The 13,068-nt window shown below is 60.3% G+C and carries 17 protein-coding genes; 7 read left to right on the top strand and 10 right to left on the bottom strand.

What is annotated here, in order from left to right:
- Positions 1 to 34: 34 nt before the first annotated feature.
- The 3 genes from C3F38_RS09100 to C3F38_RS09090 all read left to right on the top strand — a co-directional run bounded on the left by C3F38_RS09100 (position 35) and on the right by C3F38_RS09090 (position 1,531).
- Entirely contained in the window at positions 35 to 484 is a 450-nt protein-coding gene (locus C3F38_RS09100) for a type II toxin-antitoxin system PemK/MazF family toxin (protein ID WP_047728349.1), read from the top strand.
- A gap of 239 nt (positions 485 to 723) precedes the next feature.
- Positions 724 to 879 carry a hypothetical protein gene (locus C3F38_RS09095; RefSeq protein ID WP_233211687.1) on the top strand — a complete coding sequence of 52 codons (156 nt, stop codon included), beginning with the start codon at positions 724 to 726 and terminating at the stop codon, positions 877 to 879.
- Positions 880 to 991: 112 nt separating this feature from the next.
- The gene (locus tag C3F38_RS09090; protein ID WP_047728350.1) at positions 992 to 1,531 is read left to right on the top strand and encodes a GNAT family N-acetyltransferase; all 540 of its coding nucleotides are present in this window, start codon (positions 992 to 994) and stop codon (positions 1,529 to 1,531) included.
- A gap of 229 nt (positions 1,532 to 1,760) precedes the next feature.
- Here the strand turns inward: C3F38_RS09090 and C3F38_RS09085 are convergent, their stop codons facing one another.
- From C3F38_RS09085 to C3F38_RS09065, 6 genes are all read right to left on the bottom strand, one after another.
- Positions 1,761 to 2,681, bottom strand: coding sequence for a DUF808 domain-containing protein (locus C3F38_RS09085; RefSeq protein WP_047728352.1), 921 nt, complete (start codon positions 2,679 to 2,681; stop codon positions 1,761 to 1,763).
- 122 nt (positions 2,682 to 2,803) lie between these two features.
- On the bottom strand, positions 2,804 to 3,721 hold the full coding sequence (locus C3F38_RS09080; protein ID WP_025301959.1) for an AEC family transporter: 918 nt from the start codon (positions 3,719 to 3,721) through the stop codon (positions 2,804 to 2,806).
- An 11-nt stretch (positions 3,722 to 3,732) separates the two neighbouring features.
- Complete coding sequence (locus C3F38_RS09075; RefSeq protein ID WP_204275824.1) at positions 3,733 to 4,518, bottom strand: TauD/TfdA family dioxygenase; 786 nt, start codon at positions 4,516 to 4,518, stop codon at positions 3,733 to 3,735.
- 12 nt (positions 4,519 to 4,530) lie between these two features.
- Entirely contained in the window at positions 4,531 to 4,737 is a 207-nt protein-coding gene (locus tag C3F38_RS26535) for a hypothetical protein (RefSeq protein WP_233211688.1), read from the bottom strand.
- 169 nt (positions 4,738 to 4,906) lie between these two features.
- Positions 4,907 to 5,917, bottom strand: a complete 1,011-nt coding sequence (locus C3F38_RS09070; RefSeq protein WP_233211689.1) for an alpha/beta fold hydrolase — start codon at positions 5,915 to 5,917, stop codon at positions 4,907 to 4,909.
- 25 nt (positions 5,918 to 5,942) lie between these two features.
- Entirely contained in the window at positions 5,943 to 6,347 is a 405-nt protein-coding gene (locus C3F38_RS09065) for a VOC family protein (RefSeq protein ID WP_047728359.1), read from the bottom strand.
- 76 nt (positions 6,348 to 6,423) lie between these two features.
- Here C3F38_RS09065 and C3F38_RS09060 point away from each other — a divergent pair, with 76 nt between their 5' ends.
- Positions 6,424 to 6,879, top strand: a complete 456-nt coding sequence (locus tag C3F38_RS09060; protein WP_033637538.1) for a GNAT family N-acetyltransferase — start codon at positions 6,424 to 6,426, stop codon at positions 6,877 to 6,879.
- Between the two features lie 34 nt (positions 6,880 to 6,913).
- Here C3F38_RS09060 and pbpG read toward each other — a convergent pair whose 3' ends face one another.
- From pbpG to C3F38_RS09045, 3 genes are all read right to left on the bottom strand, one after another.
- Complete coding sequence (pbpG, locus tag C3F38_RS09055; RefSeq protein WP_038879897.1) at positions 6,914 to 7,843, bottom strand: D-alanyl-D-alanine endopeptidase; 930 nt, start codon at positions 7,841 to 7,843, stop codon at positions 6,914 to 6,916.
- A 151-nt stretch (positions 7,844 to 7,994) separates the two neighbouring features.
- On the bottom strand, positions 7,995 to 9,098 hold the full coding sequence (locus C3F38_RS09050; RefSeq protein WP_055312097.1) for an adenosylhomocysteinase: 1,104 nt from the start codon (positions 9,096 to 9,098) through the stop codon (positions 7,995 to 7,997).
- Positions 9,099 to 9,143: 45 nt separating this feature from the next.
- Positions 9,144 to 10,088: a GlxA family transcriptional regulator gene (locus C3F38_RS09045; RefSeq protein ID WP_038879891.1), complete on the bottom strand. Its 945-nt coding sequence runs from the start codon at positions 10,086 to 10,088 to the stop codon at positions 9,144 to 9,146.
- Positions 10,089 to 10,179: 91 nt separating this feature from the next.
- Here C3F38_RS09045 and C3F38_RS09040 point away from each other — a divergent pair, with 91 nt between their 5' ends.
- Positions 10,180 to 10,857: a DJ-1/PfpI family protein gene (locus tag C3F38_RS09040; RefSeq protein ID WP_038879888.1), complete on the top strand. Its 678-nt coding sequence runs from the start codon at positions 10,180 to 10,182 to the stop codon at positions 10,855 to 10,857.
- Between the two features lie 50 nt (positions 10,858 to 10,907).
- Entirely contained in the window at positions 10,908 to 11,471 is a 564-nt protein-coding gene (locus C3F38_RS09035) for a DedA family protein (protein WP_047728364.1), read from the top strand.
- Positions 11,472 to 11,487: 16 nt separating this feature from the next.
- Here C3F38_RS09035 and C3F38_RS09030 read toward each other — a convergent pair whose 3' ends face one another.
- Positions 11,488 to 12,381: a LysR family transcriptional regulator gene (locus C3F38_RS09030; RefSeq protein ID WP_038879882.1), complete on the bottom strand. Its 894-nt coding sequence runs from the start codon at positions 12,379 to 12,381 to the stop codon at positions 11,488 to 11,490.
- A 112-nt stretch (positions 12,382 to 12,493) separates the two neighbouring features.
- Here C3F38_RS09030 and C3F38_RS09025 point away from each other — a divergent pair, with 112 nt between their 5' ends.
- Positions 12,494 to 12,931, top strand: coding sequence for a PACE efflux transporter (locus tag C3F38_RS09025; RefSeq protein ID WP_047728368.1), 438 nt, complete (start codon positions 12,494 to 12,496; stop codon positions 12,929 to 12,931).
- Positions 12,932 to 13,068 lie beyond the last annotated feature (137 nt).

Genomic DNA, 13,068 nt, shown 5'->3' with positions numbered 1-13,068 from the left:
TAACACGGATTGTTCACAACAAAGGAGTGTCTCGATGCCGATCAAATTTGCCCCCAAGGTCGGGGAAATTCTCGAGTGCAACTATGGCAACTATCCCCTATCAGTCTGCCAACCGCATGAAACCGGCTTTTATGATGGCCACATTCCACCAGAAATGGTGAAGAACCGTTTAGTTGTTGTGTTAAACGGCAAAATTAACGGCAACGCCTGCATTATCGTACCGCTGTCGACCACCAGAGATTCGAACAAGATCGAACGGGGATTGCACATCGAAATTACGCGTGAACTCATCGAAGATATGAGATTCTTTCATCCGCAAACGCGCTGGGCAAAGGGCGATCTGGTGCAGCAAGTCAGCCGCCAACGGCTGAACAGAGCCCGTAAAGAGAGAGGCTTTCTTACCCAGTGTCTGTCGCGCGAGCTTGTTGCTGACATACAACGCGCCGTCATTAAGTCGATCAATGCCAAAAATATGCTGTTCTGACCAGTACGCTGTTGTTGACAAAACAGACAAATCAGGTGAAATTGTCGCCGTAGCCGATACAGGCCCTTATGCTATACCCTCCCTTTCAGGGACCTGCGAAGCCCAGCCATCCAGCTGGGCTTTTGCCTCTCTGGCGCCCACCGATTTTTAAAACGTCATCTTTTCTTCCCGCTCTTGTCCCTTACGTGGCGTCAGGCTGTAGTATCCCGTCACGCACAAGGGAGGCGCTAGATCGGTTATTGAAAGTCGGCGAACTGGCGCGCCGGATGGGCATTTCACTGGCGGAAGCCGGGGCAATTCTGGCGCGTTCAGGGCCGGCGCTTCCGGCGGTGATTGAGCAGCAGCTCGCCATGTTGGACCCGCAGTTGGCACAGAGCGCCGCATTGTGCGGCTGACAACCCCATAGGGTTTTCTTATCTCACCATAAGAAAACCCGATTTACCCCGGCGGCGAGCGGCGCGCATAATGGCGTTTATCCGCTGATTTCCAAGGTAAACAGGCATTACCATGACGCTCTCCGCTCCCGTACTCAGCCTCCTCGATGCCACGCCGGACGATATGGCCGCCGTGCTGCGCATTTACACCCACCACGTGCTGTACGGTGCCGCCTCTTTTGAAGAACAGCCGCCGACCTTGGCGGAAATGCAGCTGCGGCTGGGTAAGGTGCGGGAAGCCGGGCTGCCCTGGCTGGTGGCGAAAAGCGAAGGCCGTATTGTGGGCTACTGCTATGCCACGCCGTATCGCCCCCGGCCGGCCTATCGTTTTACCGTGGAGGACTCGGTGTATATCGCCGAGGGGCAACAGGGCAAAGGCGTCGGCAAGGCTCTGCTGAGCGCGCTGATCGCCCGCTGTGAGCAAGGCCCCTGGCGCCAGATGCTGGCGATCGTCGGCGATTCCGCCGCCAACCGCGGTTCGCTGGCGCTGCACCAGTCGCTCGGTTTTACCAGCGTCGGGACGTTAAAGGCAGTGGGGTTCAAACTGGGGGAATGGCGCGACACCCACATCATGCAGCGCGCGCTGGGCGCGGGCGACAATCGGCATCCCTGAATGCATGGCGACGCACGATAGGAAGTTAGCGTCTATAGTGAAGAGTGATTTCATTGAGTTAGCGCCAGTTGTGCACCACATTTAACGGGTAAGGGAGAATCAAATGAAAATTATTCTGTGGATTGTCGCCATCATCTTTATCGTGGGTTTGTTGACGATTACCGGCGTTCTCAAACTGATATTTTAAAGCGTCTGCACCGTCCCGCCCCTCTCGGGGCGAGATTTTTCATCATGCCTTGAAACGCGCGCGTACCGCGCCCAGCGCCGACACCACCGCCAGCACCACGCCGCCGGCCACCAGCCCGAACGCCACGTTCAGCAGAGCCGGAACCACCCCCTGCAAGATATGGCCAAACGTCGGCACCACCGTGGTGTACGAGGCCCAGTCTTCGAAAAGGTGATGCACCGGCGGCAGACCGTGGGTCAGGATGCCACCGCCGACCATAAACATGGCGACCGTGCCGACGATCGACAGCGTTTTCATCAAATAAGGCGCGGCACGCACGATGCCGCCGCCGAGGGAGCGCGCTAACGCGCTGCTTTTGCGGCTCAGATACAGCCCCAGATCGTCCAGCCGGACGATGCCGGCGACGATGCCATACACACCGAGCGTCATCACGACGGCGATGCCGCACAAGACGATCACCTGCTGGCTGAAGGTGGCGCCGGCAACGGTGCCCAGCGTGATGGCGATAATCTCGGCGGAGAGCACGAAATCGGTGCGTATTGCGCCTTTCACCTTGCGCTTCTCATAGGCCGCAGCGTCCTCATTGGTGCCGGGCCCGTCCGATCTTTCCACCTGCGCCGCCTTGCCGTGGCTCAGACTGTGAAACACCTTTTCGAACCCTTCGTAACACAGGTAGGCGCCGCCCACCATCAGCAGCGGCGTAATCGCCCAGGGTGCAAAAGCGCTGATCAGCAGCGCCAGCGGCACCAGGATCGCCTTGTTGATCAACGAACCTTTGGCGACGCTCCACACCACCGGCAGTTCGCGATCGGCTTTAACGCCGGTGACCTGCTGCGCGTTGAGCGCCAGATCGTCCCCCAGCACCCCGGCGGTTTTTTTTGCCGCCATTTTGCTCATTAACGAGACGTCGTCCAACAACGAGGCGATGTCGTCGATGAGGGTAAGTAAGCTACTTCCTGCCAAAATGATTCATCCTTTTCATATTCACGGGCCATTCTATGTTTAGCATAGCGGTAAAGCGTCATGAAAGGATATGGGAGGATCGCGGAAAACGCCGGGCGGGCGAATGCCGCCCGGCGCCGGCGTTAGAGCGCTACGCTGCCCAGGATGAACGTCACGGTAATCACCGACAGCAGCGTCGTCCAGGTGATAATGGAGGCCATCGCTTCATGATCGCCCCCCATTTGCCGCGCCAGAATATAGGCGTTGCCGGCACAAGGCACGGCGGAGTAGAGAATGGCGATGCTGGCCGGCACGCCGGTGGCGCCGAAATAGTGCACCAGCGCAATGGTAATCAGCGGCATGGCCACCAGCTTCAGCACGGTCGCATAAGAGATGGAAACCAGCTTGCGGATATGCATGCTGACGATCAACCCTGCGCCGACCGACATCAGGCTCAGCGGCGTGGCGGCGTTGGAGAGATAAACGAACAGCTGTTTAAGCGCGCCGGTGATGTGCAGGTTGCACAGGTTCATCAGCACCCCGAACAACGCGCCGATGATCAGCGGGTTTTTCGTCAGCGCCAGCAGCGCGCCGCTCAGGCTTTTCTTGCTGCCGGTGCCGTAGTGGTTCATCACCAACACGCTCATGATGTTGGTCAGAATGATCATGTACGCCACGAAGAAACCGGACAGCGCCACCCCCTCGCTGCCAAACAGCGATTGCGACAGCGCGATGAATACATAAGAGTTGTATCTGACTCCGCCCTGAAAAATGGAGGTAAACAGATCGGCCGACGTATTGAAGAACAGTTTGCCAACGAAAATAATCAACGCGATGGCCAGCGTGGAAACAATCGTCGCCACTACGGGATAAAAGCTGTCAGCGCCGCTAAAATCCGCCTCACTGATATCCAATATCAACAGTGCCGGAAAAAAAAGGTAATAAACGAATTTGTCTGAGAAGCCCCAAAATACGGCGACATCTTTAACATAGAGTTTTGACAAATAGCCCAGCACGATTAACAAAAAAATCGGCAATATAGAAAGAAAAACGTTCAGCATGAATAATAACCTTAAATCGAGAAAATGCGCTCTTCAACCTGATTGAGGTTGCGGTGATTCCATAAGCTTGCCGAAATGAAGACGCGTTGCACCCAGCGCAACGGCGTATCTCTTTCATCGAAAGAAGGCGTGAATTTATCGCGCGAATGCAGCGCAAAGCGGTTATCGATATACACCAAATCGCCTGGGCAAATATCGATACCGATGGCGTTTTCTTTCACCAGCCCGTAGAAACGCTCCAGCGCGGCTTCCGCTCGCGGCGTGCTGGCCGCAATCATGCCGGGATAGAAGACGGCGCTCACATCCGGCAATACGTGATTTTGCGAAATCAGCGGCACCAGCGCGGTTTCTTCCCGCCCGGCCTGCGTGGATTGGCGCCAACGGTAAGGCAGTTTGATGCTGTACAGCGGGCTGGCGAGCGTTTCGACGTCCTCGCGGCTCAGCTGAGCGATCGCCAGACGCGAATCGGAGATGCGCGTCATCGGGCTGTGCGGATCGCGGCGCACGCCGGCCAGCAGCAGGCCCATCGGCGAGACGTTGAACTGCTCCAGGTGTTTCAGCGCCGCATTTTCAATATGGAAGTCCAGTTCAACATCGAACCCCAGACCGGTATACTCTTTTTTGGCTTCGCGTTTGGGGATCAGATTATTAATCAGCTCCTTCCCCTCGAAATACATCGAATAGGGCTCGCCGATTAACGAAGAAATACCCACCAACAGGTTTTCACTGATATTCCCGGATTTGGCCGAAGGCGTGTATTGGTTCGGACAAGGGGAAAAGAAAACTTCTTTATCCACCGGCACATTTTTTTAAATAAGATAAGGCCGTGGTTTGATTGACGCCTTTTGCTGGCTTAATGCGGCGCTTAATCTGTGGGGCAAATGGGTAATCATGGCCGATCGTATAGCGTGAATATACGCATCACCGCCGGCGGGATCGTAAGCAATTTTATCTAATGCCGAAAATAACTCGTTTCGTTCCTGATCCGTCAATTGAAAGACGTTTTGGTAATCCATCCTGAGCATTCCTTGACAATAAGAATATCATTAGCAAGCCTAATGAAAGCGGCAGGATGTTAACACTTTGCAATCAAATTCATAAAGATTTATTAACTAATTTCGTGATCTTAATCACCACTCCTCCGTCCAGTTAATGGCGGAGAAGAAGTGATTAAAAAACAAACAGCTACGCAGTTACGTCTCTATCAGACGCACCAGCGAATACGCGCGAGAGGTAGCGCAGAACATGATCGTGGGCCTCAAAGACGCACGATAAATGCGTACTGCCCTCAAGCAAGCCAAAGGCAACATGCACGCTGCCATGCTGTTCGACGAAACGCTGCAAGGATTGCGCGCTGAACAACTCATCCTGCGCCGCCGCCAGCAGCAAGGTCGGCAATCGCAGCGCCGCCAGTTGCTTTGCCGGGGTACGTGGTGTCAAGGCGTTAGCCATATTAACGCTGTATTGGCAGACAACATCGGGGGCGGCGGCCAGCACGGCCGGGGGAAAATTCAGGCTGACCGCCCGAGATTGCCCAAACCACCGCCCGCCGCTGAGCGCATTGGCCACAAAAGGCCATTGCCGCACCTGGGCAAAACGGGCCGCCGCCGGCAGATCGCGGGCCATCCCGGAAAATGGCCCCAGCTCGGGCGCCAGCAGGGTCAGGCTGTCCACCTGCTGTTCGCAAGGATAACGGGTCAGGTAGTTGAGCAACATCCCGGCACCGCTGGAATGGCCAAGCAGGTGCCTGCGCGCCAACGGAAAACGCAGGCGCATTTCCGCCAGGATGACATCGACATCGCGCCAAATACGCTCAGGCCGCTCAACCGTCCCCCGCTCTCCCGTGGAATCGCCATGCCCGCGAATATCGACCAGGCACACCGCGAGCGTTGGCTCGGCGGCCAGCTGGCGCGCAAGAATGTCATACCCGGCGGCGCTGTTAACCCCGCCGCCGTGATAAACCACGATCACGTCTTCACTCTCGACAGTTTGCCGATACAGACGGTAGCTCAATCCCTCAATGCGGCCGGACGACGTGCCCACCTGTGCCCCCGGCCACTCACCGTAAGACTTCGCTTGCTCAACATAGCGGTCAAAATCAATCAATTCGCACCTTTCCATGATGTTGTCGGAATTCCCCACGGCAGAGCCGCTGCCCCGGCGATAAGCATATGAAACAACAGCAGGAACTGCCATGCCTTTTGCGCGCTCCCCCTTAGCCTCAGGGCAGATCCCCCGCCGGCACATTGAGCTGCCAGGAGAGCCCAAAGCGATCGTTGAGCCAGCCGAAGCGGGCGCTGAAGCCGTAGTCGTCGAGCGGCATCAGCACCTTGCCGCCTTCCGCCAGGCGGTGGAAAGCCTGCTCCAGCGCCTCTTCGTTAGGCAGGTTGATGAACAGCGACACCGCCGGGGTGAAGCTGAAATCATGGCTGATCGGGCTGTCGATAAACACCAGGTTCTGCCGGTCGAAATCGATGGCGGCATGCTTGATCAATCGCCGGCCGTCCGGCGTCGGGTCGTAATGCTGCACCTGCATGAGACGAAAGCGCGCAAACACCTGGCTGTAGAGGTCGATCGCCTGCTGCGCCTCCCCCTGGAACATGACAAAGGTCGAAACCTGACTCATAACATCCTCTCCGGCAATCGTTGTAGTATTAATGGAGGATAGCGGATTACCGTTGAAGCGGCGGAAAGGAGCAACCATGAGCATCATTCATCGCCTGGCGCAGCCGGACGATCTCAACGGCCTGTTGGCTCTGTATCGCGAGCTGCGCCCACAGGATGCGCCGCTGCGCACCGACGACGCACGCCGCACCCTGCAGCGCCTGCTGGACGATCCGGCGATCCGTCTGGTGGTGGCGGCGGACGAGGAACAGCCGATCGCCACCTGCATGCTGGCGCTGATCCCGGGGCTGGCGCACCAGGCACAGCCGTTCGGCGTCATCGAACACGTGGTGACGGCAGAGCCCTATCGCGGCCACGGCGTGGCGCTCGCGATGATCGAATACGCGCTGCAGCTGGCCTGGCGCAAGGGCTGTTACAAGGTGATGCTGCTGTCGGGGCAGCAACGCACCGGCGCGCACCAGCTTTACCTCAAAGCGGGTTTCGACGGCGATCGCGAGCGGGGATTTGTCATCAGGCGGCCCGAGGGCCGATAGCGGCCTGCTGCAAACGAGCAGGCCGCCAGGCGGGTCATTCGGTGGCGTTTTTCGCCAGGCTGGCGTCTTTTTGCCGACGATAGTCACGGGCGGCGGCCGGGATCGGCGTCACCTTGCCGGTTTCAATCCAGCTGCGCAGCCGGTTGGCATCGGCGAAGTGGGTATATTTGCCGAAGGCGTCCAGCACCACCAGCGACACCGAGCGGTTACCGATCACCGTACGCATCGCCAGGCAGTGGCCCGCCTGGTTGGTGAAGCCGGTCTTGGTCAGCTGGATGTTCCATTTCGGGTTATACACCAGATGGTTGGTATTGCGGAACGGCAGCGTATAGTTCGGATCTTTGAAGCTGGCCATGCGCTCGGTGGTGGTGCTGAGCTGGCCAATCAACGGGTATTGCTTGGTGGCGATCAACAGCTTGGTCAGATCGCGCGCCGTCGACACGTTATGGATAGAGAGCCCGGTCGGTTCCACATAATGGGTATTGGTCATGCCCAGCGCCTTGGCCTTGGCGTTCATCGCTTTGATGAAGGCGTTGTAGCCCCCCGGATAGTGGTGCGCCAGGCTGGCGGCGGCGCGGTTTTCCGACGACATCAGCGCCAGCAGCAACATATCCTTGCGGCTGATTTCGCTGTTCAGCCGCACCCGCGAATACACCCCTTTCATCTCCGGCGTCTGGTGGATATCCACCGCCAGCATCTCGTCGAGCGGCAGGTGCGCGTCCAGCGTGACCATGGCGGTCATCAACTTGGTGATCGAGGCGATCGGCACCACCTCATCCGGGTTGCGCGCGTACATCACCTTATGGGTTTGCATATCGACGACCATCGCACTGCCGGAGGCCAGCTCCGGCTGGGTGGCGTGCAGGGCGGCGGCGTTGTCGCTGGCCAGCGCACGCGGCGCAAAGCCTGCGCCCGCCTGCAAAGCGAGCAGGGTCAGAACCAAAACACGTATTTTCACAGGCATTACTCTGAAATGGGGGCTTGAACTCAGCGAATTATATGTGAGGGTTCGGCGCTTGGCACTGGGATTATAGGGCGGATTTGTGACAAATTCTGTCGGCCGAAAAACGACGCAGCCCGCGGGCGCTCTGGGATGAACGCCCGCGTAGAAAAAGTTACAGCGCCGGCTGCCAGGCCGACTGCGGCAGCAGGTACAACCCCGGCGTTTGCCGCGCCCCCGCGCCGACGATATGGCCGATGCCGGCCGCCATCACCGCCAGCGTCACGTCGAAGGCATTGAGGCTGTCACCGTAGCCGGCGGTCAGGTTGAACATCGAACCGTTGGCCAGCAAATAGACCGTCTTCTCATTGAGTTGGTAAGCGTTCACATAAGGCATCGGCTCGTGGTGCGACAGGCCCTTGAGGAAGCCGACGTCGATCTCTTCCGCCACGTGGCCGACGTTGAGGATAAACACGCCGTCCTGCGCCTGTTGCAGATGCTGCGCCGAGAGCACGTTTTTCGCGCCGGTCGCGGTAGCGATCACGTCCGCCTGCGCGACGGCGCTCGCCAGATCCACCACCTGCCAGCCGTCATAACGCGCCTGCAGCGCACGCGCCGGATCGATTTCCGCCACCATCACCTGGCCGCCGTAAGCCCTGGCCGCCGCCGCCGTCCCCTGCCCGACCAGGCCGTAGCCGATCACCAGCACGCGCTTTTCGTGCAGCGTCAGATGGGTGGTCTGGAAGAAGGTGTGCCAGGCGGTCAGCCCAACCATATGCCGATTGTGCAGCCCCTCTTTCACCGGCAGATCGTCCCAGTTGAAGATCGGGTAGCGCGGCGCCACGCCGTTCAAACGGCTGATGCCCGATCCGGTGGCTTCCAGCCCGGCGACGATCTGCGGGCCGTTCGGCGATTGGTGCAAGCGGGTGGTCAAATCCGCCCCCATTTCGCACAGGTGAGTCGGCTGCCAGGCCAACGCGCGGTCGAAAGATTCCGACCACTCGCCGGCGCTCATGTCACGCCAGGCGTAAGCCTGCGCGCCCCGTCGTTCCAGCCAGGCCACCACGTCGTTCTGCACCGTGGTGGGATTGCAGGTGGTCAGAAAGATCGCCGCGCCCTTGTCCAGCAAACCGGCTACCAGCGGCGCCATTTTCAGATCCAGGTGCATATTGCACGCCAGCCGCACCCCGTGCAGGTCCGGCAACGCCGCCACCGCCGCCCGGGTGCGCGGCATATGGCGCATCGCCCAGTTCAATTCGCTCTCGAAATCCTGATACATCCGTTGCTCCTCTGGTGTGCCCCGCCGCCAGGCGTGGCAAAAAAGTTACCCCGCGCGGCCGAGCCGGCGGATCGCCTGCGGCGACAGGCCAAATACCCGGATAAACGCCCGCCTCATGCGCTCCGGATCGCTGAATCCCACCGAACGGGCGATCGCCTCCAGCGGCTCGGTGCTCTCTTCGATGCGCCCCCTGGCCGCCTCCACCCGCAGCTGTTCGATCACCTTGGCCGGCGTCTGCCCGGTTTCGGCGCGGAACAGCCGACCGAACTGGCGCTCGCTCAGGCAGGCGGCGTCGGCCAGATCCGCCACCGACAGCGGCAGGTGCAAGTGCTCGCGCGCGAACGACAGCGCGGCGCGCATGCGATCCGACGACGGGTTCAACGCCAGCAGCAGCGAGTACTGCGACTGCCCGCCGGGGCGCCGGTGGTAGACCACCAGCTGCCGCGCCACGCCCGCCGCCATCGTGGCGCCAAGGTCGTCTTCTATCAACGCCAGCGCCAGATCGATACCGGCGCTGATGCCGGCCGAGGTCCAGATATCGCCGTCGCGAATGAAGATACGGTTGCTGTCGACGCGGATGCGCGGATAACTCTGCTGCAGCCGCGCCGCATGATACCAGTGGGTGGTGGCGCGCTTGCCGTCCAGCAAACCGCAGGCCGCCAGAATAAACGCGCCGGTGCACACGCTGGCGATGCGCCGCGCTCGCCGGCTGTGGCTCGTCAGAAACGCCACCAGCGCCGGCGACTGCGCCGCCATCACGTTGCCGCTGCCGCCGGCCACCACCAGCGTATCGAAACGCTCGTCGCCGCACGGCTGCGTGGCGATCTCCACCCCGGCCGAGCTGGCGACCATCCCGCCCTGCGGCGAGATCGCCACGCAGCGGTAGGCCGGCGGGTCGGTAAATTGGCTGACGTTATCGAACGCCGCCAGCGGGCCGGCAAAGTCCAGCAGGTTGAAACCGGGAAAAACCACAAAACCGATCGTTTTCATGATGGCGCTTTTTGAGGGTTATCTGTCATATCAGCCAAAAACAGGGCGGCTATTATGGCCCAGGTCCAACGATAAAAATGAGGCGAATGTCATGTCTGAACCACTCGTGATTGTATTTCCCATCTATCAAGGCGTCACCCAGCTCGACTTCACCGGCCCACTGCAGTTTCTGCGCCACATGCCGGGCGCGGAAATCATCGTCGCTTCGGTAGACGGCGCGGATGTCGAATCGGAAGGCCTGCACTTCACCCAGCTGCGCCCGCTGCCGGAGATCGCGCGCTGCGACGTGCTGTGCGTGCCGGGCGGCAGCGGCTGCACCCAGGCGCTGCAGGATGAAGCGTTCATGCGGCAAATCCGGCGGCTGGGCGCCGATGCCCGCTACCTGACCTCGGTGTGCACCGGTTCGCTGATCCTGGCCGCCGCCGGCTTGCTGCCGGGCAAACGCGCCGCCTGCCACTGGTCGATGCGCGACAGCCTGAAGCTGTTCGGCGCCATACCCAGCGCTGCACGCGTAGAGCGCGACGGCAACGTGATCAGCGGCGGCGGCGTCACCGCCGGCATCGACTTTGCGCTGGCGCTGATCGCCGAACTGCACGGCGAAGACACCGCCCAAACGATCCAACTCTATCTGGAGTACGCCCCGGCTCCGCCGTTCACGGGCGGCACACCGGAACTGGCCCCGCCGCACATTTACGCCAAGGTGCAGGCACAAATGGCGGAAAGTCTGGCGCGGCGCAGAGCCTTGGTGGCCCAGATCGCCCAAAGCTAGCGATCGCGCGTATACTTGCCCTTATGCGTCAGTCACATAAGGAGTAAGGAATGACCGATTTGGCCCACTACATTACGGACTACGGCTACTGGGCGTTGTTTATCGGCTGCCTGGCTGAGGGAGAAACCATCACGCTGCTGGGCGGCATCGCCGCCCACGAAGGGCTGCTGCACTGGCCGTGGGTGATAGCCGTGGTGGCGCTCGGCGGCACGCTGGGGGATCAGCTGCTGTACTTCATCGGCCGCCGGTTCGAAGGCCGGGTCATCTCGCGGCTCAAAGGGCAGGAAAAGCGCATCGCGCGCGCCAGAAGGCTGATCGCCCGCCACCCGATGCTGTTCGTTATCGGGGTGCGCTTTATGTACGGCTTCCGCATCATCGGCCCGGTGCTGATCGGCGCCAGCCGGCTGCCGCCGTCGCGCTTTGTGCCGCTCAACATCCTCGGCGCCATTCTCTGGGCGACGATCTTCGTCATGCTCGGCTATTTTGGCGGCCAGGCGATCGAAAGCTTCTTTACCGGCTTCAATAAAAAACTCTCCAGCCTGCTGTTTGTTGCGCTGGCGATCGCCGCCATCCTGCTGGTGCGCTTCTGGTGGCGCAAACGCCACGCGGAATAAGCCAGCGCGCCTGGCGTCAGCTTTCCTGCGGCGCCGCGCGCATCAGCTCGACCAGCTCGCGCGCCGCCTTGTCCAGCGGGCGGCTCTTCAGCCAGATCAGATGCATCGGCAAGCGCAGCTCGTTCTTGGTGTTTTTGAATTTCAGCCGCATCAGCCGCCCCTGCGCCAGCAGCGGCTCGGCCAGCGACAGCGGGAAATTGCCCCACCCCAGGCCCGCTTCCACCATGTTCAGCGCCATCGGCAGGCTGTCGGTGCGCCAGTAGGCCTCCGCCACCTGCGGGCGCAGATCGCCGATCGGCAGATCGCGGCTGGCCACCATGATCTGCCGCACGTTGATCAGATCCTCGAGAAACAGCTCGCCCGCCGCGCCCTCCAGCGCCGGATGCTGCGGCGACACCATCGCCACCAGCGACTCCGCGCCGACGGAGTGGAACTGCTCCGCACTGTTGATGTTCAGCCCGCCGAACGCGAGGCAGACGCCAATGCGCCCCTGATGCAGCATATGCAGCACGTCGTCCTGCGGCGCGCTGAGCACTTCGATGTTCAGCAGCGGATAACGTTGCGACAGCGTTTTCACCGCCACCAGCAGGCCGGCGCCGTTGATGTCAGACGCCACGCCGATCGAAAGCGTGCTTTCCAGCCCCTGTGAAAGTTCGATGGCGTGCACCTGCAGCTGCTTGAGCTGCCCGGCGATCAGGCGGGCGTGCGGCGCCAGGGCCAACGCCAGCGCGGTCGGCGTCGGTTCGCGGTGCGAGCGATCGAACAATGCGAAACCGAGTTCCGCCTCCATGTTGGCGATACCCATGCTGACGGCGGACGGTACGCGCCGCAGCGCGCGGGCGGCGGCGGAAAACGAACCGCGATCGAGCACCGCCAGAAACAGTTCGATATTGTCGCTGGAAAAGTTCATCGTTTAACCTGTCAGTAAAACTGACAGCTCCTGACTTTTTCTATCAATGTGATTGACGCTATCTTAGCCGCCGCCGCCACAGAGGCAACTAAAAACAGATCGGGAGAAAACAATGCAAGGCGTCAAACGCAAACTGGTGTATGTCACCGCTTATGAACTTATCGGCATGACGATCTCGGCGCTGGGGCTGGCGCTGCTGTCGGGCCACGCGCCGAGCAGCACCGGGCCGCTGGCGGTGGTGATCACCACCCTCGCGGTCAGCTGGAACTTCATTTACAACTACCTGTTCGAGTGGTGGGAAAGCCGCCAGGCGTCGCGCACCCGCACCCTCAAGCGCCGCATTTTGCACGCAGTGGGCTTTCAGCTGACGCTGGTAGTGTATCTGATCCCGCTGATCGCCTGGTGGATGGGCATCACGCTGTGGCAGGCGCTGCTGCTGGACATGGCGCTGATCGTCATCATTCCTTGCTACACCTTCCTGTTTAACTGGGCGTTCGACAAGCTGTTCGGCCTGCCGGCTTCGGCTCTGCCGGCCGGTGAATCCGCCTAAAAACCCCCTCGTCCCATTCGCCTGCGCACGCCCATCGCCGCGCAGGCGCCATCGCTTTATTTTCCGCCCGCCTTTACCCCGACGCGAAATAACCTTCAAATCCCTTTAGTTTGCACGGTAATTATTATTCTGTGATT

Origin of the sequence: Serratia sp. SSNIH1, assembly GCF_002935055.1 — a bacterium.
Taxonomy (GTDB): domain Bacteria; phylum Pseudomonadota; class Gammaproteobacteria; order Enterobacterales; family Enterobacteriaceae; genus Serratia; species Serratia nevei.
Note: the sequence above shows the minus strand (reverse complement) of the source record. Positions and strands in the feature narration are given on the sequence as shown.

Excerpts from the sequence above, each read along its gene's own strand:
- C3F38_RS09030 (WP_038879882.1), bottom strand. The coding sequence starts at position 12,381 with ATGAACTTTTCCAGCGACAATATCGAACTGTTTCTGGCGGTGCTCGAT.
- C3F38_RS09070 (WP_233211689.1), bottom strand. The coding sequence starts at position 5,917 with ATGGCAGTTCCTGCTGTTGTTTCATATGCTTATCGCCGGGGCAGCGGC.
- C3F38_RS09025 (WP_047728368.1), top strand. The coding sequence starts at position 12,494 with ATGCAAGGCGTCAAACGCAAACTGGTGTATGTCACCGCTTATGAACTT.
- C3F38_RS09040 (WP_038879888.1), top strand. The coding sequence starts at position 10,180 with ATGTCTGAACCACTCGTGATTGTATTTCCCATCTATCAAGGCGTCACC.
- C3F38_RS09035 (WP_047728364.1), top strand. The coding sequence starts at position 10,908 with ATGACCGATTTGGCCCACTACATTACGGACTACGGCTACTGGGCGTTG.
- C3F38_RS09065 (WP_047728359.1), bottom strand. The coding sequence starts at position 6,347 with ATGAGTCAGGTTTCGACCTTTGTCATGTTCCAGGGGGAGGCGCAGCAG.
- C3F38_RS09090 (WP_047728350.1), top strand. The coding sequence starts at position 992 with ATGACGCTCTCCGCTCCCGTACTCAGCCTCCTCGATGCCACGCCGGAC.
- pbpG (WP_038879897.1), bottom strand. The coding sequence starts at position 7,843 with ATGCCTGTGAAAATACGTGTTTTGGTTCTGACCCTGCTCGCTTTGCAG.
- C3F38_RS09080 (WP_025301959.1), bottom strand. The coding sequence starts at position 3,721 with ATGCTGAACGTTTTTCTTTCTATATTGCCGATTTTTTTGTTAATCGTG.
- C3F38_RS09045 (WP_038879891.1), bottom strand. The coding sequence starts at position 10,088 with ATGAAAACGATCGGTTTTGTGGTTTTTCCCGGTTTCAACCTGCTGGAC.
- C3F38_RS09060 (WP_033637538.1), top strand. The coding sequence starts at position 6,424 with ATGAGCATCATTCATCGCCTGGCGCAGCCGGACGATCTCAACGGCCTG.
- C3F38_RS09100 (WP_047728349.1), top strand. The coding sequence starts at position 35 with ATGCCGATCAAATTTGCCCCCAAGGTCGGGGAAATTCTCGAGTGCAAC.
- C3F38_RS26535 (WP_233211688.1), bottom strand. The coding sequence starts at position 4,737 with ATGGATTACCAAAACGTCTTTCAATTGACGGATCAGGAACGAAACGAG.
- C3F38_RS09050 (WP_055312097.1), bottom strand. The coding sequence starts at position 9,098 with ATGTATCAGGATTTCGAGAGCGAATTGAACTGGGCGATGCGCCATATG.